The following is a 20,444-nucleotide window of genomic DNA, read 5'->3' on the forward strand; positions in this document are numbered from 1 at the left end:
GATTATTTTTATAGCTCTACTTAAATAGCTACTTTTAGCATAATCTATTCTAAATTATTTTGAGCGGACTCAAAGCACTTTTTAAACAAACATTTATTTATGGGTTAGCAACTGTACTTCCCAGAATGTTAAGCTTTTTATTGGTGCCTCTTTATACAACAGAAGGTGTTTTATCATCGGTTGCAGAATATGGAAAGGTTTCTGTTATTTTCTCATACTTTGTGCTTTTTAATGTAATTTTAGCATACGGTATGGAGACCGCATTTTTTAGGTTTTTCAATAAAGAAGATAATAAGAATAGTGTTATTAGTACATCAGCAATATCACTAGTTGTTTCATCATTTGTTTTTTTTGCTTTAGCACTATTATTTCAAAATCAAATAGCTAATATCACTGATATTAATGTCTCGTATATAAAGCTTGTTATCTGGATTTTACTTTTAGATGCACTTGTAATAATACCTTTTGCTTGGTTACGCGCTACCCAACAACCTATGCGTTATGCTATTATAAAAATACTTAACGTAGTTATTAGTTTAGGATTGAATTTATTCTTCTTATTAGCACTTGCAGACGCTTCTTATTATATTGGTTTTCTTGACAGTATATGTAAAGATAATTTCGAAATCAATTACATTTTTATAGCCAATTTGGTTGCAAGCGGTGTTACACTGTTACTTATGCTATCGTTTTATACCAAGATTTCATTTAGTTTTAATAAATCACTTTGGAAAAAAATGATGCGTTACGGAACTCCGGTTCTAGTTGCTGGTGTGGCTTTTTCTATAAATGAAACGTTTGACCGTATTTTATTAGATAAGCTATTACCTAAAAATATAGCAGAAACCGAAATAGGCATGTATTCGGCATGCTATAAAATAGCGCTTTTTATGACACTATTTGCAACGGCTTATAGGTTAGGTATTGAACCATTCTTTTTTAGTCATGCAAAGAGCAGCAATCCTCAAAAAAACTATGCTAGAATATTAGAATTTTTTGTTGCTATAGGCTCGGTCATTCTACTTACCGTAGTGGTCTTTGCTGATGTTTTAAAATTATTTATTGTAAGAAGTGAAGATTATTGGGAAGCTATGTGGGTTGTGCCTATTATACTATTAGCTAACTTTTGTTTAGGCATCTACCACAACCTTTCGGTTTGGTACAAAATAACTGATAGAACCAAATTTGGCGCTTATATTTCTGTCATTGGTGCATTAGTAACATTAGTTATAAACTTGCTTTTTATAAAACAGTTTAGTTATAAAGCTTCAGCAGTTGCTACACTTGCTGCTTATGCAATCATGATGTTTCTTTCATTTTATTTTGGCAGAAAGTATTACCCAATACCATATAACTTAAAAAAGATTAGTTTGTATTTAACGCTATCTATTGCTTTTTCTTTTATAAGTTTCTATCAATTTAGAGACAATTATCCAGTAAGTATTTCGCTCTTAATTGTATTTTTGGCAATAGTTGGTTTTTCAGAAAAACAACAAATAAGACAATTAATAAACAGATAAAATGACTATAAAAATTATAAATAAATCTAATCACGATTTACCAAACTACGAAACCATTGCTTCAGCAGGTATGGATTTACGTGCCAATTTATCAGAGCCTAGAACATTAAAACCTCTTGAAAGAAGTATTGTAGGAACAGGTTTGTTTATAGAACTTCCAGTAGGTTATGAAGCACAGGTAAGACCACGAAGCGGATTAGCAGCAAAAAAAGGTATTACAGTTTTAAACGCTCCAGGAACAGTAGATGCTGATTACAGAGGTGAAATAGGTGTAATACTTGTGAACCTTTCAAACGAAGATTTTACTATTGAAAACGGTGAGCGTATTGCACAATTAGTCATTGCAAAACACGAACGTGCAGAATGGGAATCAGTAAAAGAACTTTCTGAAACCTCAAGAGGCGAAGGAGGTTTTGGAAGTACGGGAGTAAAATAGTCATTTCTTGCAGATTCAGTAAATTATGACTACCAAGAGAATAAAAACAAAATGTTTAACACAAAAAGACACCTGCTTTTGCAGACAGTAATATGAAAATAATTGTACCAATGGCAGGACGTGGCTCAAGATTGCGTCCGCACACATTAACAGTTCCAAAACCATTAATTCCAGTGGCTGGGCAACCTATTGTTCACCGTTTGGTTAAAGATATTGCCAAAATATTAAAACAGCCTATAGATGAAATTGCTTTTGTTTTAGGAGACCCTGCTTTTTTTGGAGAAGATGTTGTGCAAAGTCTTACCAAACTAGCAAACGGATTAGGCGCAAAAGCGTCTATATATCGTCAAGATAAACCACTAGGAACCGGTCATGCTATTATGAGTGCTAAAGAATCACTTTCAGGACCTGCTGTAATTGCTTATGCAGATACATTAATTAGAGCAAACTTTAATTTAGACCCGGAAGCTGATGCCGTAATTTGGACAAAACAGGTAGAAAACCCACAAGCCTATGGTGTTGTGAAACTAAATGATAATAATGAAATAATTGAGTTGGTTGAAAAACCTCAAACGTTTGTTTCTGATCAAGCAGTAATAGGTATTTATTATTTTAAAGATGTCGCTGTTTTAAAAGAAAAACTACAAGAGGTTTTAGACGAAAACATTATGAATGGTGGCGAATACCAAATAAATGATGGTATAAAACGTATGATGGCAGATGGCAAAATTTTTAAAACAGGCACTGTAAATGAATGGATGGACTGCGGAAATAAAGCAGTAACGGTAGAGACAAATACACGCATGCTAGGCTTTTTACAAGAAGATAATAAAGAGCAATTAATTGCATCTTCTGTCGTTATTAATAACGCAACAATAATAGAACCATGCTTTATAGGTGAAAACGTGGTTTTAAGCAATGCAACTGTTGGACCAAATGTATCTATAGGAAACAATTGTAGTATCGAAAATACAACCGTTAAAAATAGTTTAATACAAACCAACACCACTATAAAAAATGCTACTTTAGATGAAGCCATGATAGGAAACCACGTAACTTATGATGGCCAATTTTCAAAAATAAGCATAGGCGATTATTCAGTTTTGGAATAACAATTGATAATGTATATTGTTCTTTACACATTTAAAATAAAGGAAAATCACAAAGATGATTTTATAAAAGCCTGGAAAGGCTTAACAAAATTGATATATAAACATGAAGGTAGTTTAGGTTCAAGATTACACAAAAAAGACGCATTAACTTATATAGCTTATGCACAATGGCCTGATAAAACTACCTTTGACAACGCAGGTAAAAACCTGCCACAAGAGGCAGAACACTTTAGATGTTTAATGAAGGCTTCGTGTGAAAAAGTTGATATTATAGAAAAGTTAGATGTCATTGAAGACCTTTTAAAATAAATCAAATTGAGCGGAAAGATTTTTTTTATATTATATTTTCTCTTCGGAATTTTTATCATTCCCCAAACTGCCTTGTCTCAAATAGATTATAATAAAGTAAATCAAGATGATTTAGGAGAAGTAGATGATAAGCTGCAAGAATTGTTTTTTGAGGCCTTAAAACAAAAAGGTATAGAAAACTACGATAAAGCTGTACAAATACTACTAAAGTGTATAGAAATAGACGATGATCAATCGGTATTCTATTATGAATTAGGTAAAAACTACAACAAGCTTAAAAATTTTGGAGAAGCAGAAGATGCTTTAAAAGAAGCTATAAAAGATGAGCCAAGTAATGAGTGGTATCTTGATGAGTTGTATGATGTTTATGCACAGCAAAACGATTATAACAAAGCCATAAAAACGCTAAAACAGTTAGCCGATTATCATCCTGATTATAAAGAAGACTTAGTTGCGCTTTATATGCGAACAAAAGACTATAAAGATGCATTAAAAATTTTAGATGAATTAGATGAAAAATATGGTATTTCGTATGCACGAGATGTTGTAAGAAACCAAATTTATGCTGCCACAGGTCAAAAAGAAAAACAAATAGAAAATTTAGAAGAGCGCGTAGAAGGAAACCCAGATGAAGAAGCAAACTATTTAGCACTAATATATAGATATAGTGAAAATAACGATAAAGAAAAGGCTTTTGAAACAGCCAAAAAGCTATTAGAAATAAAACCAAATTCTCAACTAGTACATCTAGCGCTTTACAAGTTTTATCTAGAAGAAGGCAATGTAGATAAAGCAATAAATTCTATGAAAATAGCTCTAAAAAGCACGCTAATTAAGCCTGAAGCAAAAATGATGGTGCTTTCAGACTTTGTAAATTTTGTAGGCTCTCATCCAGAATATGAAGATGATTTGGTAGAAATAACCAATTTAACATCAGAACCAAACGGAAAATCTAACGTAGAAGTTGCTCAATACTTTTTAGCAAAAGGAGATAAGAAAAAAGCACTAGAGTATTATGAAGAGGCCTTAAAAATTGAGGGAAACAATTACGGTATCTTAAGAAACATTCTATTGCTTCACATAGATTTAGAGCAGTACGAAACAGCTGTTGAAAAAAGTAACAAAGCTTTAGAAAGCTATCCTTCTCAACCCGTTTTTTATTTAGTAAATGGCGTGTCTCTTAATAGATTAAAACGTTTTAAAGAAGCTATATCAACATTAGAAATGGGACTTGACTATATCATAGAAGACTCAAAAATGGAAGCTGATTTTTATAAACAATTAAGTTTAGCGCATTCTGAATTAGGCAATACAGCAAAAGCAAAAACGTTTAGTAACAAAGCAAATAAGTTAGAATCTACCAATTAATGAACAAAATTTCAATAATAAAATGCTTGTTAGTAGTAACATGTATCATGTGTCTTGTTGGGTGTAAATCATCCAAAATAGCAACAGACGGCACAAAAAACTTGAAGCTTTCAGCAAAAGAGGTTATAAAAATCAATGATAAAAACGCACCTGATTTTAAAACATTTCAAGCGCGAGTAAAAGCAAGCTATACACAAGATACCAAATCGCAAACCCATACGGTTACAATGCGTATTCTAAAAGATGAAATTATTTGGATCAATTCAGCATTAAACCTTATCAGACTTAAGATAACACCACAAAGCGTACAGTTTTATAACAAACTTGATAACACATATTTTGATGGAGATTTTGCTTATTTAAGCAACCTTTTAGGAACTGATTTAGACTTTGAAAAAGTTCAAAACTTATTGTTAGGCAATGCTTTATTTCCACTTAATAAAGCTGATTACAAAATGTCAATTCATGACGAAGCCTATTTGTTTCAACCGCATACACAAACAGCTTTATTTGAGTTGTTTTATGTAGTTAGCGCTGTAAATTTTAAAATGCAATCACAACAATTAGCTCAAGCTACAGAATCAAGATTTTTAGAAATAGATTACTTACAATATCAAAATGTTGATGATCAAATATTGCCAGAGCAACTAAAGGTAATCGCTTTAGAAGGCGATAGCGAAACCATTATTGAAATGGAATTCAAATCGGTATCTTTGAACGAAGATTTAAGATATCCGTTTAAAATTCCTTCAGGATTTAAAGAAATTAGGTTAGAATAATGCCACAAAAACCATCATATCACATATCATTTTTATGGCTGCTTTTATTATGCAGTACCTTGACGTTTTCTCAAAGTAAAAAACAACAAGAATTAGAAGAGCGTCGTCAGGAACTTCGTAAAGAAATCCAGCAAATTAATGAGTTGCTTTTTGCAAATAAAACCAAGCAAAAATCGCAAACGTCACTTATTGAAGACTTAAACTATAAGGTAAATGTGCGTAAAAACTTGATTAAGGTTACCAATCAACAAGCCAATTTATTAACTCGAGAGATTAATACCAATCAAAATAAAATAACCGAGTTACGTGACGAACTAAAAACATTAAAGGATAATTATGCAAAAATGATTCTCACGTCATATAAAAGTAAAAGTGAGCAAAGCCGAATAATGTTTTTATTATCATCAACAAACTTTAAGCAAGCTTATAAGCGTATTCAGTATATTAATCAATATGCCAATTACCAAAAAGAGCAAGGCGAAATGATTAAAACCAAAACAGCCGAGCTTCAAGCCACTAACCAAGCGCTTTTAAAACAAAAAGAAGACAAGCAAAAGCTTATAGAAGAAAACCGTGTGGCGCAACGTCAATTAGAAAGTGAGTTAAAGCAGCATGAAAGCCTTATGGCATCTATTAAAAAGAATTTAAGTAATTACACCGCTCAAATTCGTGAAAAGCAACAAGAAGCTGATAGAATAGACCGAGAGATAGAAAAAATAATTAGAGATGCTATAGCAGCTTCTAATAAAAAAGCTGGAAAAGCCTCAACATCGTCAAGTAATTTTGCCTTAACACCAGAAGATAAAGTACTAGCAAGTAATTTTGTAGCGAGTAAGGGCAAATTACCATGGCCTGTAGAAAAGGGAATTGTTACTGTACGCTATGGGAAACAACCATCGCCTATTGTACCAACCGTTATGATACAAAGTAGTGGTGTGCGTATTGCTACCGAAAAAAATGCCAAAGCACGCGCTGTTTTTAAAGGTAAAGTAATGCGTGTTCAGGCAATTAGGCATGGTAATTTAACCGTGATGATACAGCATGGTAATTACATTACATCGTATACAAACCTGTCTAAAGTTTATGTGAAAACAGGCGATAATATCACTACAAAACAAGACATTGGCGAAATTTTTACCAATCCAGCTGATGGAAAAACGGTATTAAGATTTAGCGTGTTTAAAGAAACCAAAACTAAAAACCCTGCTGATTGGGTTTACAAAATGTGATAGCATTTTGAAATTTAAATCAAGGGTTTACAAAATGTGATAGCATTTTGTAATTAAACTAATAAAAATGAAAAAACTATTACTTTCCATGAGTGTTGTAGCTATTGTTTTATTTTCAGCTTGTAGCAGTGATGATTCCGGATCAGATTTACCGCAAAACAATGCGCCTTCAGGGGCTTTAGTAAAAGTAGAAATTATCCATCCTGAAGAAAATTTTCGCACTACAACGACCTATTCATTTAATGCAGAAGGTAAAGTTGTAAACGCAATTGAAGAGGGATGGAGTGCATCACAATATTTACGTGCTATTTACACATATTTTTATAATTCAAATGGACAAATTCGGATGCTCTCTATTATGGTTGATGGTAGTACTGAATATACTGAATTTATCTATACGGATGGTTTGATTACGTCATCAGAGAGACATTCTATTAGTGGTAATGTTTCACGCACCGTTTATAATTATAATGACGACAATCAATTAATAAATAAGCATTTTTTTAATTCTGATAACGAGGAATATGCTATGTCAAATTTTTCATTTGATGTAAACGGCAATATTGAAAGTAGGCATGAAGAAAGAAATTTTGGTGCCGAAATTATAGATTATACTTTTGAGTATGATACTTATAATAACCCTCTTAAGACACCTTTTGAAAACCAAGAGATGAATAAAATTGTAGGGCATAGTTTTAATAATATTACTAAATCTATCCGTTCAGATGATTTTTTAACGAGTGAAGTCAACATTGAATATACTTACAACGAGGCCGGTTATCCTTTAACATCAAAAGAATACTCAAATGGTGATTTGTTAGTGGAAGTAACTTATACTTATCAAGAATAACTTTAACTTTACTCAAACAACGCTTTCAGTTCTGTTGCGTCATTAGCCTTCATTTTTCCAGCCAATACCAAACTTAATTGTTTACGGCGTAGAGCACCTTCAAAACGTGTTTTTTCTAATGATGTTTCAGGTGTTAATTCTGGTATAGAAACTGGGCGTCCGGTTTCATCTACAGCAACAAAGGTATAAATGGCTTCATTGGCCTGCGTACGTTCACCAGATTCGCGGTCTTCAATCCAAACGTCTAAAAAAACTTCCATAGAGGTTTTAAACGCACGAGAAACCTTGGCTTCTATAGTTACCACACTTCCTAAAGGTACTGAACGATTAAACGCTACATGGTTTACAGATGCTGTTACAACAATTCTACGACTATGACGTCTTGCTGCAATACTAGCAGCACGATCCATTCGGGCTAAAAGTTCACCTCCAAATAAGTTGTTTAATGGGTTGGTTTCACTTGGCAATACCAAGTCAGTCATAGTTGTTTTAGATTGTTCTGGCGTTTTTGCAGTCATCACTTATGTTTTAAAATGCACTGCAAAGGTAAATCGTAATTTTAGATTTCTGACTACATTTTAAGAATTCTTTAGATAAAGAAGGTTTCTTAATCTAGTTTTTTAACCAACAACCAAGCGTCCTTGCTTTGTGTTTTTTTAATAGTACGTAAAGCTTCTAAAGATGCTAACCTGTCTTCATAGCTGGCATAAACGACTTGATGTAATCCATATTTGTTTACACCTATTTTTCTGGCATCAAAACCTTTTGCTTTTAGTTCAGCTACTTTTTTATCACTATTTTCTTCTACACGAAATGCACCTGCAATAATATGATACATGCCGTATTGTTTTTTAACGTTTAGCGTTACTGCTGGTAACGGGTTGTCAATAACAAAAGTTGCTTCTTGAATTTTACTTTCCAATTGTTGGTTAGCCTCTTCTTGAGCAAGCGAATTATGTTGGTTAATAGTTTTAACGTAATAATTTGATGCTAAAAACCCGCCTAAAGTTAATGCAACAACAGCTACAGCAGCATACTTTAAGTAAGGTCGCGCTTTACGTTTTTCTGGTGTTACTGTAATAGGCACCACATTTTCTATAGTCTCAACCGTTTCTTTATAAACTTCGCGTGTAACAGTTGGAGTTACAAATTGCGATAAACCAAAGGCATCGGTTAGGTAGTTTAAATGATAAGAAGGTTCAAAAAGAATTTTACCTTCATTGTTTAATGATAATTCACCAATAGCATCAAACGAAATAGTTTCGCCTTCTGTTAAGTATGATTTTAAAGCTTTTACGCGCTTTTGAATTTTTTTTGATGCAACTTCAAAAGGAATTTTTTCTACATCAGCAATGTAATGTGCTAAAATACCGTCGTTTTTTTGAATCTGCTCATTAAATGATAGACGCTTTTTTGGTGGATAAAAAGCATTAGTAGATTCATGAATGGTTGCAGATACTCGTTGTGTTAAAAACGAACCAAATTCAGGCACAGTAACACATTCGTAACGGTATAGTAAATCGCTTATGTAGGTTTCTAATTGCATAAAAACAAAGTTAGAATTTTTTGCTTTGTAATAAAATTACACATAATTTTTTTATTAACATCATAAAAATTAGTTTCTTGTAGCTTATATATCAGTGACATACCATGACCGAGCAAGACTTAATTTATACGTTAGCACTTCAACATGTATCAAAAATAGGTGATTTAACTGCTAAAAAATTGATTCAACATTGTGGATCTCCCGAAGCTGTTTTAAAAGAAAAGAAAGCAAATTTGCTTAAAATTGATGGCATCGGCACAAGTACAATTAGTGATCTTTTTGGAGCATATCATATGACTGCTGCTGAAAACGAAATTCAATTTATAAAAGAGAACGATATTTCTGTCTCGTATTTTATGGATAGTGATTACCCAGAAAAGCTGAAACATTGTATTGATGGTCCAATTCTCTTGTTTCAATCAGGAAATATTAATCTTAAAAATCAGCGTATCATTAGTATTGTTGGTGCCAGAAAAATTACAGTTAATGGTGTTGCCTTTTGTAAAAAATTGGTAGAACAATTAGCGCCTTTTAACCCGGTAATTGTTTCTGGTTTTGCTTATGGTACTGATATTACTGCTCAAAAATCAGCAATAGATCACAACTTGCAAACTATAGGCTGTTTAGCTCACGGATTAAACGAAGTTTACCCTAAAACACATAAAAAATACATGGCTGATGTAGAAAAACATGGCGGGTTTTTTACAGATTTTTGGAGCACATCAAATTTTGATAGAAAAAACTTTTTAAAACGAAACCGCATTATTGCTGGTTTAAGCGAAGCAACCATTGTGATAGAATCGGCTGAAAAAGGCGGAAGTCTTGTTACGGCTGATATTGCTAATTCTTACAATAGAGATGTGTTTGCTGTTCCTGGACGTATTACAGATACTCAAAGCGTAGGATGTAATAATTTAATTAAATTTCAAAAAGCACACTTATTATCAAATCCATTAGATATTCCGTATATGCTTAATTGGGAATTAGAAGAAGAGAAACAACCTACGGTGCAAAAACAACTTTTTGTAGAGCTTGAAGAAGAAGAAAAGCAAATCTATAATTATTTAAAAGGGCATGATAAACAAATGCTAGATGTAATAGCATTAGATTGTAACATGCCCATTTATAAGCTTGCAAGTATATTACTTAATATGGAATTAAAAGGTGTTGTTAGGCCGCTGCCAGGAAAATTATTTGAGGTTATTTAGATTTTTTAATCAAACGAAATAATGATATTCCTGATAATAAAAAAATAACACATCCAGCAATTGCTAACCAATCAAATTTTTTTTCAGAAATGAGTCTTGAAACAATAAGAAGCAGCATGGCTACCATGTTTAAAATGGGACTCAAATAAGCTTTATTCATTAGTAACCAACCTTTTCTCGCACACGGTTTAAAACAGCATCAGCAACTAGTTTAGCTTTGTTAGCACCAACAGCTAACGCCTTATCTAGTTCTTCAAGGTTGTTCATATAATAGTGGTAACGCTCGCGTTGTTCAGCAAACTTTGTGATTATTAATTCAAATAAAGCTTGTTTGGCATGACCATAACCATAACCTCCTTTTTCATAATTAGATTTCATGGTTTCTACTTCACTTTCTGAAGCTAATAAACGATATAGCGCAAAGCAATTACATGTTTTCCAGTCTTTAGGATCTTCAAGTGCCGTACTATCAGTTTCTATAGACATAACTTGCTTACGTAGTTTTTTATCATCTAAAAAGATGTTGATAAAATTGCCTCTACTTTTACTCATTTTCTCACCATCTGTTCCAGGAATAATCATGATGTTATCATCTACTTTTCCTTCTGGTAGTACAAAAGTGTCTCCCATTTTTGCATGAAAACGTGTAGCAACATCACGTGTCATTTCAATATGTTGTAATTGATCTTTACCAACAGGAATTATATCAGCATCGTATAGCAATATATCTGCAGCCATAAGCATTGGATATGTGAATAACCCAGCGTTTACATCAGATAATCTGTCGGCTTTATCTTTAAAGCTATGAGCTAATGTTAATCGTTGATAAGGAAAGAAACAGCTTAAATACCATGATAATTCAGTTACTTGAGGAATATCACTTTGTCTGTAAAACACGGTTTTATCAACATCAAGGCCAAATGCTAACCATGTTGCAGCTACAGAATAGGTGTTTGCTCGTAATTCTGCAGCATCTTTTATCTGGGTAAGTGTATGCAGATTTGCGATAAATAAATAAGAATCATTTTCTGGATTATTAGCCATTTCAATTGCTGGAATGATTGCTCCTAAAATATTTCCTAAATGTGGTGTTCCTGTGCTTTGTATGCCTGTTAGTATTCTTGCCATAGTATGCCCTGTAAAATGGGAATCTTTTTTAATTAAACATTACAGCAAAGGTAATTTTTTTACTACAATAGCTCAATTTATTTAGTTAGTTTTGTTTTTATGAAAGTATTTAAATATCTGTTCTGGATCCTATATCGTATTTGGTTCTATATACTTGTTGCTTTACCAATTCTTATTTTATTTCCAGTTTTATTGTTGTCAATTTTAAAAGAATCGTGGTATCCTTTCTTTTTTAAATTAGCACGTTTTTGGGCGCGATTTATTTTAATTGGTATGGGATTTCGCTACAAGATAGTTAGAGAAGAAACTCCTGATCCTAAAAAGAGTTATATGTTTATTGCTAATCATACATCAATGACAGATATTATGTTAATGCTTGTTTCGGTTAAAAACCCTTATGTGTTTGTTGGTAAGCAAGAGTTAGCAAAAATACCCTTGTTTGGCTTTTTTTATAAACGTACATGTATTTTGGTTGATAGAAGCTCTGAAAAAAGTAGAAAAGCTGTTTTTTTAAGAGCTCAAAGACGATTAAAACAAGGTTTGAGTATTTGTATTTTTCCTGAAGGAGGCGTTCCTGATGACGAATCAGTTATTTTAGATACATTTAAAGATGGTGCTTTTAGGTTAGCAATTAATCATCAAATTCCTATTGTGCCTTTAACATTTTATGATAATAAAAAACGATTTTCATTTTCGTTTTTTAGTGGTGGTCCTGGAAAAATGCGCGTTAAAATTCATCGTTTTTTAAGCACTGAAGGATTAACAACACAGGCTACAAAACTATTAAATAACCAAGCGAGAAGTATTATTTTAAATGCGTTAGAAAACGATTTAAAATAAAAAGCTACTCCTGGCATCGAGTAGCTTTTTAAAGGTTTTTGTCTGGGATAACAAAAACCTGTTTAACCAACCTAAAAACTAAAATCTATAACTAAACCCGGTATATGCACCTATGATATAGGGTTTAAAATTGCCAGACGTATTGTCAAAAGCATTAAACTGATATTTAAATGTAGGCTCTAGGTTGAATTTAAATTTTTCAGAAAACTTATAAATAATTCCGAAACCTAAATTACCACTAAAGCTCATATCATTAATGTTATTAGCTTCTCCTATGTATGTTTTGTACTCATCAAATTCAGAGTATACTTGATTGTCTCTTAATAGAAATGAGCTAAAACCGCCAATGATATTAAAACCAAATCGGGTATTGTTTACTAGTTTATATTGTGCTTCAAGCGGAATTTCATAGTAACTTATACGTTGACTAATAGCTGCGTTATAATTGTAAACGTCATCAACGGTTTGTACACCAAGATTATCCATGCTTAAGGCAGATAATGTTTCGTTTCCTGTAGAAAGGGTGATGTTTCGTAAAGGATTTACAGGGTTTCCAGAGCCAGGTGTTTCATAAAGAATAACACCATCTGTATCATAACTTAAATTTAGCTTATTAAAACCAGATCTAATTGCAAATTTTTTGCTCAAAGCATAGCTTACACTAATACCATAACTTGTATTTACTTCACCACTTTTATTGTTAGATACAAACTGATTGTCTAAATGAGAGCCTTTGCCCAGAGAGTTGTAATAAACTGGAGCAATGTTTGGGTAAACTTGCCACCTGTTTTTTAGCTTTTCTTCTTTTGGTGTGTTTTTTAACTCTGCCAATGCAATAGCAGCTTCTATGGTTAATGACTCATTAATTTTTAAAGGTTTACTTAAAAGTGAATCAGCAACAGCAGTATTATTTGTTTCAGATGGAGTTTTAGTTACCGTGTTTTTGTTATAGTCAAATGTTTTTTCGGTTGTATATGTATTGTTGTTATTTGTTGTAGCCGCCGTTGTATATGAGTTTTTAGAAATGCTGGTGTCAGTGTTGTTGCCAACGTCTTTTCCGTTACTGTCAGCTATTGTTCTTTTAGAATTAGAAGAAATAACTTTGTTAGAGCGAATAGTTTGTTCCTCACTTTTACTTGACTGATTTTTTGAGCTTGAAGTTATACTGTTGTTACTCTTGCTCTTTGTTTTATTTAAATTCGTTTGTCTGTTTGCTGTTTTATCAGAATTTATAGAGGCTTTATTTTGGGTAGAGTAGCGAGCTGTTGCGTCTATTTCTTTAGTTGTTGAATTATTAGAAACAACGGTGTTTTTGTTTTCAATAAGCGCATCTTTTACAGTGTTATTAATGCTGCTAGAAGAAGATTTTTCTTCAGAAGTAGAGTTGTTAGGTTTGGCCTCTTTCTGATTTACGGTTGTTATGGTAGTATTTTGTTTTTCAGGAATAACAGCGTTATTGTTAATCTCTGACGGTTGTTTAGCATTTGTTGTTTTGTTAGTACTTATTTGGTTGGTAATTAATACCGTGCTTATAGATACTAATAAAACGACCAATGCGGCTACTGCTGCATAGCGAAGCCAAATTGGTTTTGTTTTTGGTTCTTGTTGGTTAAGTTGATTTTGAATATTTTTCCAAACTTTAGGATTAGGAGACGCCTCAAAATCTTTCAGTTTTTCTTGAAATATTCTATCAATATGTTTTTTATCACTCATTTATAATGATTGTGAGTTTAAACTTGCCTTATAGGCTTCTATTTTTTCTATTAAAATCATTCTAGCTCTAGCTAGGTTTGATTTTGAGGTTCCTGTTGTAATTTTTAGCATATCAGCTATGTCTTTATGCGAATAGCCATCCATTACATATAGGTTAAAAACTAACCTGTAACGATCAGGTAACTCTTGAATGATTTGTAGTAAAAAATCTATTGAAATATCAAAATCATCATCAATAGTAACTTCTACAATTTCAATTTTACTTTCATCAATAATCTCAAAAACACCTTGGTTTCTATAGCGTTGTAACGCGGTGTTTACAGCTATTCGTTTTAGCCAGCCTTCAAAAGAACCTTTGTGTTTATATTGTGATATTTTGTTAAAAATAGTCACAAAAGCATCTTGCAGATTATCTTCTGCTTCAGCATAATTTCTAGAGTATTTTAAGCATATAGAAAACAATTTACTCGAATAGAGTTGGTATAGTTCACTTTGTGCTTTTGTCTCATTATTAATGCATTTATGTATGAGTTGTTTTAAACTCAAATAGTTACATTTATTAGTTAAACATAAATTAATCTACAACGGGCACTTCAACAATTAAGTATTGATCTTCTCCATATTCATCTTCACCTTGCCAAAACTTAAAGATATAAGAATCTGAATTTGTCACTTCAAAATTAAACGATGTTTCTAATTCATCATTGTTAGATATACAATTTTCATTATTCACAAATACAGTTGACACAATAGCAACAGTTCGCTTGTTGGCTTCTTTAGTGTAATATATATCACTAAAGGTATGACAGTTTGAGACTCTAAGATAGGTTAATGATATTTCATAAACTTCTCCGCGTTCAAATTCATCAGGTAAAGAGGCGCTTTCTACAGGCAATATTTCCATGTAAGTATTTGGTGAGTCATCACCAACACTACAAGAGAATAAGGTTGCTAAGGTAAAAAGCAAGATTAGGAGGCGCTTCATTTTAATTTTTATATTTAAAAATAGATGCTTTAACCTTAAGATGCATAAAGTGTAAAAAGGTTGCGTTTAAAAATAAAAAAATCCCGAAGAATTCGGGATTTTTAAAATATTATGAAGCTTTAATTTCTTCTTTAATTTTAGTTTCAAGCTCTTCTTGAAGCTCTGGGTTATCTTTTATTAAGGCTTTAACAGCGTCTCTACCTTGCCCTAACTTTGTGTCGCCGTAGCTAAACCATGAACCACTTTTTTTAATGATTTCAAAATCTACAGCGATGTCTAAAATTTCTCCAACTTTAGAAACGCCTTCGCCATACATAATATCAAATTCAGCAGTTTTAAACGGTGGCGCTACTTTGTTTTTTACAATCTTAACGCGGGTTTTGTTTCCTGTAACTTCGCCATCGGTTGCTTTAATTTGAGTTGAACGGCGTATATCTAACCTTACAGAAGCATAAAATTTAAGTGCATTACCACCTGTTGTTGTTTCTGGGTTTCCAAACATAACACCAATTTTTTCACGTAATTGGTTAATGAAAATTACAGTACAGTTGGTTTTACTAATAGATGCTGTAAGTTTTCTTAAGGCTTGAGACATTAAACGTGCATGTAAACCCATTTTAGAGTCTCCCATTTCACCTTCAATTTCACTTTTTGGTGTTAAAGCAGCTACAGAGTCAACAACAACAATATCTATGGCTCCTGAACGAATTAGGTTGTCAGCAATTTCTAATGCTTGTTCACCATTATCAGGTTGAGAAATTATTAAGTTATCAATGTCTACACCCAATTTTTCAGCATAAAATCTATCAAACGCATGTTCAGCATCAATAAAAGCAGCAATGCCACCAGATTTTTGTGCTTCAGCAATAGCATGTAGTGTTAATGTAGTTTTACCAGAAGATTCTGGTCCATAAATTTCAATAACTCGACCGCGCGGATAACCACCTACGCCTAATGCTAAATCTAAACCTAAAGACCCAGAAGAAATTGCTTCTACATCTACAACAGCTTGGTCGCTCATTTTCATAACAGTTCCCTTACCGTAGGCTTTGTCTAGTTTATCTAAAGTTAGTTTTAGTGCTTTTAATTTTGCTTCTTTCTCGTTGCTCATCTATCAATATTTTTTCTTGTGTAATTAATGCTAAAATACTACATCTTTTATCACTTTACAATTTTATGACGCAACCTTTTTACACTTTTTGCATCTACTTAATAAAGTGGGAAACTTTTGCTATGAAATGAACCGTAAAGAACGGTGAATTTTATCTGATTTTTTTAGTAACTATTTAAAAATGAACAGATGAAATTTTTTAAAAAATGTATTAATGCATTAGGTGTTTCAGTTGCTATTTTTATAAACAGCAACTGTAAAGCCGATGGAGGTTAACTCTTATTAATGTTTTTTCAATTTAGAAAATAAATTAAAAAATTATTAATAACGAGTTAGTCTACTTAAAGCACTTTATGAAAGCCATAAAGTGCTTTTTGTTTATATAAACTTTAAAACGTTTTAAAAATAGTATCTTTGCAGCAAAATAAATCTTTAACCTTAAAAACGTAGTATAGCATGCAACTGTACAATAACTTAAGCGCTAAAGAAAGAGCTGAACTTATAGACCAAGCAGGAAAAGAACGCTTGACAATCTCTTTCTACAAATACGCCAAAATTGGTAATCCAGAACTTTTTAGAAACCATATGTTTTTAGCTTGGGACAAACTAGATGTTCTAGGTAGAATTTATGTAGCTTTTGAAGGCATTAACGCTCAATTATCTGTTCCTGCAGATAATTTTAATGCTTTTAAAGAACATTTAGATACCATTTCATTTTTAGAAAATGTACGATTAAATATAGCCATAGAACACGATAACTATGCCTTTTTAAAGCTAAAAGTAAAAGTGCGAGAGAAGATTGTAGCAGATGGTCTTAATGATGACACTTTTGATGTAAGAGACAAAGGCGTACATGTTGATGCTGAAAAATTCAATGAACTTATTGAAGATCCAGATACTGTTTTGGTTGATATGCGTAATCATTACGAAAGTGAAATAGGTCACTTTAAAAATGCCATTACTCCTGATGTAGATACTTTTAGAGAATCTTTAGATTTGATTGAAGAAGATTTAAGAGCGCATAAAGAAGATAAAAAACTAGTTATGTATTGTACAGGTGGAATTCGTTGCGAGAAAGCCAGTGCATATTACAAACACAAGGGCTTTAAGCAAGTATATCAATTAGAAGGAGGTATCATAAATTACGTTCGTCAAATTGAAGAAAAAGGACTGGAAAATAAATTTTTAGGTAAAAATTTTGTGTTTGATCAACGTCGTTCTGAACGCATATCAGATCACGTTATTGCACAATGTCACCAATGTGGAGAACCTGCTGATATGCACACAAACTGTGCTAACGAAGCTTGTCACTTACTATTTATACAATGTGACTCTTGTAAAGAAAAAATGGAAAATTGCTGCTCTACAACATGTATGGAAATAAACCGTTTACCTCATGAGGAGCAAAAAGCATTACGAAAAGGGCAAGGAAATAGCAATGACATTTTTAAGAAAGGTCGCGCAGATCATTTGCCTTATAAAAAAGACTTAAGGAATATATTTGATACCTTAAGCAAAACCCAATAAATGAACGTTTATAAACTTTTAAAGTTAAATAGAAACATAAAGAGTCATAGAATTAAGTTTTTAGGGCTCTTTATGTTACATAAACTTAATATGCGTTATTTAGCGGTTAACCTAGATCCGGTAATGGCGTGTAATTTGCGATGTAAAATGTGTTATTTTACAGATGCTGATTATATAAAAACTTTAAAAGGGCAGTTTAAAGACGAAGAAATAGACCTTGTAGCAAAAACAGTTTTCAAGCGAGCATTAAAACTACAAATAGGTTGCGGCACAGAGCCAACCTTATATAAAAATTTAGTGAAAATTGTCGCTTTGGGAAAACAATATAAAGTGCCTTATATCTCAATCACTACAAACGCTAACTTACTTACAGAAGAAAAAATAGAAGCGCTCTTAAAAGCGGGATTAGACGAGTTTACAATTTCGCTTCATGGTGTAAACAAAGAAAGCTATGAAAGCTTTATGAAAAAAGCGAGTTATGAAAAATTTCATAACGCTTTTAAGGCCTTTCAAAAGCTAAAAGCACAATACAACTTTAAAGTCCGCATCAATTATACTTTTAATAAGGATAATTTTTACGAGCTTGAAGACTTTTTCAAACACTTTAACGGTAAGAGCTTTGATATACTACAAATAAGGCCTATTCAAAAAATAGGAAATACCGAGTACAGCGATTTTGATTTAGAAACAATAAGGGCCGATTATCCCAAATTAATAAATCACATCAAGGCACGTTGTAAAGAAAATAACATCACGCTTTTAGCACCTGATGCTATACCAAACAAAAACGATGTAAATAATTCTAGTCTTATTTTTGACTACACTTTTTGTTACATCTCACCGCAAAAATTCTGGAAAGAAGGTTTTAACTGGAAAACAGAAAGCTTTAATCAATATTCAAAAAAAATAGGTTGGAGTAAGCAATTGTTATCCAATGTGTTTAAGTCTGAAAAACAATTAAAATCTTTAGCAAACAGATTAAACTACGACGTAGAATTTAATTAAAATCTCTATTTCAAAATAGTCTTTTCAAGTCTTTAGAATAATCTTATCTTTACATCTTTAACAGATTATTAATCGTCTTCTGAAAAAAGCTTTTTTCAGAATCAATATATTCAAAATTTATGGCTTGTGGAAGTTGTTCAACAGGAAAAGATGGTCAGCCAAAAGGATGTAAAAATAATGGAACTTGTGGTACCGATAGCTGTAATAAACTAACAGTTTTTGATTGGTTATCTAACATGTCTTTACCTAATGGAGAAAAACCATTTGAATGGGTTGAGGTTCGTTTTAAAAACGGAAGAAAACATTACTATAAAAACACAGAAAAATTAACCTTAAGTATTGGTGACATTGTAGCTACACAAGCACAATCAGGCCATGATATAGGTATGGTTACTCTTACCGGAGAGTTGGTGCGTATTCAAATGAAGCGCAAAAAAATATCCGAAAAAAGCGAAGAGATTTTAAAAATTTACAGAAAAGCTTCTCAAAAAGATATTGATATTTGGAGTGCAGCGCGCGAAAAAGAAGAACCTATGAAGGTAAAAGCGCGCCAATTTGCAATAGACTTAAAATTGCAAATGAAAATATCAGATATTGAATATCAAGGAGACGCAAGTAAAGCCACGTTTTATTATACAGCAGAAGAGCGTGTAGACTTTAGAGAACTTATCAAAATTTTTGCTAGAGAATTTAAAACCCGAATAGAAATGAAGCAAGTAGGGTTTAGGCAAGAAGCATCAAGACTAGGTGGTATAGGTTCATGTGGTCGTGAGTTATGCTGTTCTACATGGCTAACAGATTTTAGGTCAGTAAGCACATCTGCTGCTAGATATCAGCAATTATCTCTAAACCCGCAAAAACTTGCAGGACAATGTGGTAAGCTAAAATGTTGCTTAAACTATGAGTTAGACACCTATTTAGACGCTATAAAAGACTTTCCAAAATCTGACGTAAAGCTATATACAGAAAAAGGTACAGCTGTTTGTCAAAAAACAGATATTTTTAAAGGTTATATGTGGTTTGCTTATGAAGGCGAATGGGCAAATTGGCATAAAATAACAAAAGAACAGGCTAAAGAAATTGTTGAACTTAACAAAAAGAAAAAGAAAATTTCAAGCCTAGAAGAATATGCTGCAAGTTTACTAGATGATACTAAAGTTGAGTTTGAAAACGTTGTTGGTCAAGATAGTTTAACACGTTTTGATAATCCAAAATCAAATAGAAAACGTAGAAATAATAGAAACAAACGAAAAAAGCGATCACCTCAAAACAAAAAAAAGAATGCGAAATAACATTTTGTTAGCGTGTTTTATCGTAGTTATAACAATAGTTTCATGTGATTCTAGAAGCGTATACGATGTGTACAAATCTGTTCCTAACACTTGGCACAAAGACTCTGTTGTAAGCTTTAAAATATCACCACCTGATTCTATAAAACCGTATAATTTGTTTGTGAATTTAAGAAATACAAACGATTATAAATACAAAAATTTATTTCTTATTGTTGAGATGAATTTTCCTCACGGAAAAAAAGTAAAAGACACATTAGAGTACGAGATGGCTAAACCTAATGGTGAGCTATTAGGAACAGGTTTTACTGACATAAAAGAAAACAAACTATGGTATAAAGAAGGTGTTGTTTTTAATGAGTCTGGAGAATATACCGTAAATATCCAACAAGCAATGAGAGAAAACGGAAAAGTAAATGGGGTTGTTGAGCTTGAGGGAATTACAGACGTTGGTTTTAGAGTAGAAAAGTCAGAAAATAATAAATAAGT

Annotated in this window: 21 protein-coding genes; 14 read left to right on the plus strand and 7 right to left on the minus strand. The window is 32.3% G+C overall.

The window, feature by feature from the left end; translation table 11 throughout:
• Positions 1-59 precede the first annotated feature (59 nt).
• The 8 genes from ABD690_RS03530 to ABD690_RS03565 all read left to right on the plus strand — a co-directional run bounded on the left by ABD690_RS03530 (position 60) and on the right by ABD690_RS03565 (position 7,603).
• Entirely contained in the window at positions 60-1,520 is a 1,461-nt protein-coding gene (locus ABD690_RS03530) for an oligosaccharide flippase family protein (RefSeq protein ID WP_344727143.1), read from the plus strand.
• A 1-nt stretch (position 1,521) separates the two neighbouring features.
• On the plus strand, positions 1,522-1,956 hold the full coding sequence (dut, locus tag ABD690_RS03535) for a dUTP diphosphatase (RefSeq protein ID WP_344727145.1): 435 nt from the start codon (positions 1,522-1,524) through the stop codon (positions 1,954-1,956).
• 92 nt (positions 1,957-2,048) lie between these two features.
• Entirely contained in the window at positions 2,049-3,068 is a 1,020-nt protein-coding gene (locus tag ABD690_RS03540; protein ID WP_344727147.1) for a sugar phosphate nucleotidyltransferase, read from the plus strand.
• Positions 3,069-3,077: 9 nt separating this feature from the next.
• On the plus strand, positions 3,078-3,377 hold the full coding sequence (locus tag ABD690_RS03545) for an antibiotic biosynthesis monooxygenase family protein (protein ID WP_344727149.1): 300 nt from the start codon (positions 3,078-3,080) through the stop codon (positions 3,375-3,377).
• 6 nt (positions 3,378-3,383) lie between these two features.
• Positions 3,384-4,745, plus strand: coding sequence for a tetratricopeptide repeat protein (locus ABD690_RS03550; protein WP_344727151.1), 1,362 nt, complete (start codon positions 3,384-3,386; stop codon positions 4,743-4,745).
• Entirely contained in the window at positions 4,745-5,524 is a 780-nt protein-coding gene (lolB1, locus tag ABD690_RS03555) for a lipoprotein insertase outer membrane protein LolB1 (protein ID WP_344727153.1), read from the plus strand. The genes ABD690_RS03550 and lolB1 overlap by 1 nt, the downstream gene beginning before the upstream one ends.
• Complete coding sequence (locus ABD690_RS03560) at positions 5,524-6,753, plus strand: murein hydrolase activator EnvC family protein (protein ID WP_344727155.1); 1,230 nt, start codon at positions 5,524-5,526, stop codon at positions 6,751-6,753. The genes lolB1 and ABD690_RS03560 overlap by 1 nt, the downstream gene beginning before the upstream one ends.
• Before the next feature lie 67 nt (positions 6,754-6,820).
• Positions 6,821-7,603, plus strand: coding sequence for a hypothetical protein (locus ABD690_RS03565; RefSeq protein WP_344727157.1), 783 nt, complete (start codon positions 6,821-6,823; stop codon positions 7,601-7,603).
• An 8-nt stretch (positions 7,604-7,611) separates the two neighbouring features.
• On the opposite strand, the gene ABD690_RS03570 is transcribed toward ABD690_RS03565, so the two are convergent.
• Positions 7,612-8,121, minus strand: a complete 510-nt coding sequence (locus ABD690_RS03570) for an acyl-CoA thioesterase (protein WP_344727159.1) — start codon at positions 8,119-8,121, stop codon at positions 7,612-7,614.
• A gap of 89 nt (positions 8,122-8,210) precedes the next feature.
• Positions 8,211-9,149, minus strand: coding sequence for an HU domain-containing protein (locus ABD690_RS03575; RefSeq protein WP_344727161.1), 939 nt, complete (start codon positions 9,147-9,149; stop codon positions 8,211-8,213).
• A 104-nt stretch (positions 9,150-9,253) separates the two neighbouring features.
• Here ABD690_RS03575 and dprA point away from each other — a divergent pair, with 104 nt between their 5' ends.
• Positions 9,254-10,357 carry a DNA-processing protein DprA gene (dprA, locus tag ABD690_RS03580; protein WP_344727163.1) on the plus strand — a complete coding sequence of 368 codons (1,104 nt, stop codon included), beginning with the start codon at positions 9,254-9,256 and terminating at the stop codon, positions 10,355-10,357.
• Positions 10,358-10,516: 159 nt separating this feature from the next.
• On the opposite strand, the gene trpS is transcribed toward dprA, so the two are convergent.
• Positions 10,517-11,485, minus strand: a complete 969-nt coding sequence (gene trpS, locus ABD690_RS03585; protein WP_344727165.1) for a tryptophan--tRNA ligase — start codon at positions 11,483-11,485, stop codon at positions 10,517-10,519.
• Positions 11,486-11,584: 99 nt separating this feature from the next.
• On the opposite strand from trpS, the gene ABD690_RS03590 reads away from it, so the two are divergent.
• Positions 11,585-12,325, plus strand: coding sequence for a lysophospholipid acyltransferase family protein (locus tag ABD690_RS03590; protein WP_344727167.1), 741 nt, complete (start codon positions 11,585-11,587; stop codon positions 12,323-12,325).
• A gap of 78 nt (positions 12,326-12,403) precedes the next feature.
• Here the strand turns inward: ABD690_RS03590 and ABD690_RS03595 are convergent, their stop codons facing one another.
• The 4 genes from ABD690_RS03595 to recA form a co-directional block, all read right to left on the minus strand.
• Complete coding sequence (locus ABD690_RS03595) at positions 12,404-14,038, minus strand: porin family protein (RefSeq protein ID WP_344727169.1); 1,635 nt, start codon at positions 14,036-14,038, stop codon at positions 12,404-12,406.
• Complete coding sequence (locus ABD690_RS03600) at positions 14,039-14,584, minus strand: RNA polymerase sigma factor (RefSeq protein ID WP_344727171.1); 546 nt, start codon at positions 14,582-14,584, stop codon at positions 14,039-14,041.
• A gap of 28 nt (positions 14,585-14,612) precedes the next feature.
• Positions 14,613-15,023 carry a hypothetical protein gene (locus tag ABD690_RS03605; protein ID WP_344727173.1) on the minus strand — a complete coding sequence of 137 codons (411 nt, stop codon included), beginning with the start codon at positions 15,021-15,023 and terminating at the stop codon, positions 14,613-14,615.
• Between the two features lie 109 nt (positions 15,024-15,132).
• Positions 15,133-16,134, minus strand: a complete 1,002-nt coding sequence (gene recA, locus ABD690_RS03610) for a recombinase RecA (protein WP_344727175.1) — start codon at positions 16,132-16,134, stop codon at positions 15,133-15,135.
• Between the two features lie 456 nt (positions 16,135-16,590).
• Between recA and trhO the strand changes: the two genes are divergently transcribed.
• The 4 genes from trhO (at position 16,591) to ABD690_RS03630 (ending at position 20,442) form a co-directional block, all read left to right on the plus strand.
• The gene (gene trhO, locus ABD690_RS03615) at positions 16,591-17,661 is read left to right on the plus strand and encodes an oxygen-dependent tRNA uridine(34) hydroxylase TrhO (RefSeq protein WP_344727177.1); all 1,071 of its coding nucleotides are present in this window, start codon (positions 16,591-16,593) and stop codon (positions 17,659-17,661) included.
• Complete coding sequence (locus tag ABD690_RS03620) at positions 17,662-18,666, plus strand: radical SAM protein (protein ID WP_344727179.1); 1,005 nt, start codon at positions 17,662-17,664, stop codon at positions 18,664-18,666.
• Between the two features lie 119 nt (positions 18,667-18,785).
• A complete protein-coding gene (locus ABD690_RS03625) occupies positions 18,786-19,958 on the plus strand; it encodes a PSP1 domain-containing protein (protein ID WP_344727181.1) in 1,173 nt (390 codons plus the stop codon).
• Positions 19,948-20,442, plus strand: coding sequence for a gliding motility lipoprotein GldH (locus ABD690_RS03630; RefSeq protein ID WP_344727183.1), 495 nt, complete (start codon positions 19,948-19,950; stop codon positions 20,440-20,442). Before ABD690_RS03625 ends, ABD690_RS03630 begins: the two co-directional genes overlap by 11 nt.
• Positions 20,443-20,444 lie beyond the last annotated feature (2 nt).

It is taken from the genome of Corallibacter vietnamensis (assembly GCF_039537875.1).
Taxonomy (GTDB): Bacteria; Bacteroidota; Bacteroidia; order Flavobacteriales; family Flavobacteriaceae; genus Corallibacter; species Corallibacter vietnamensis.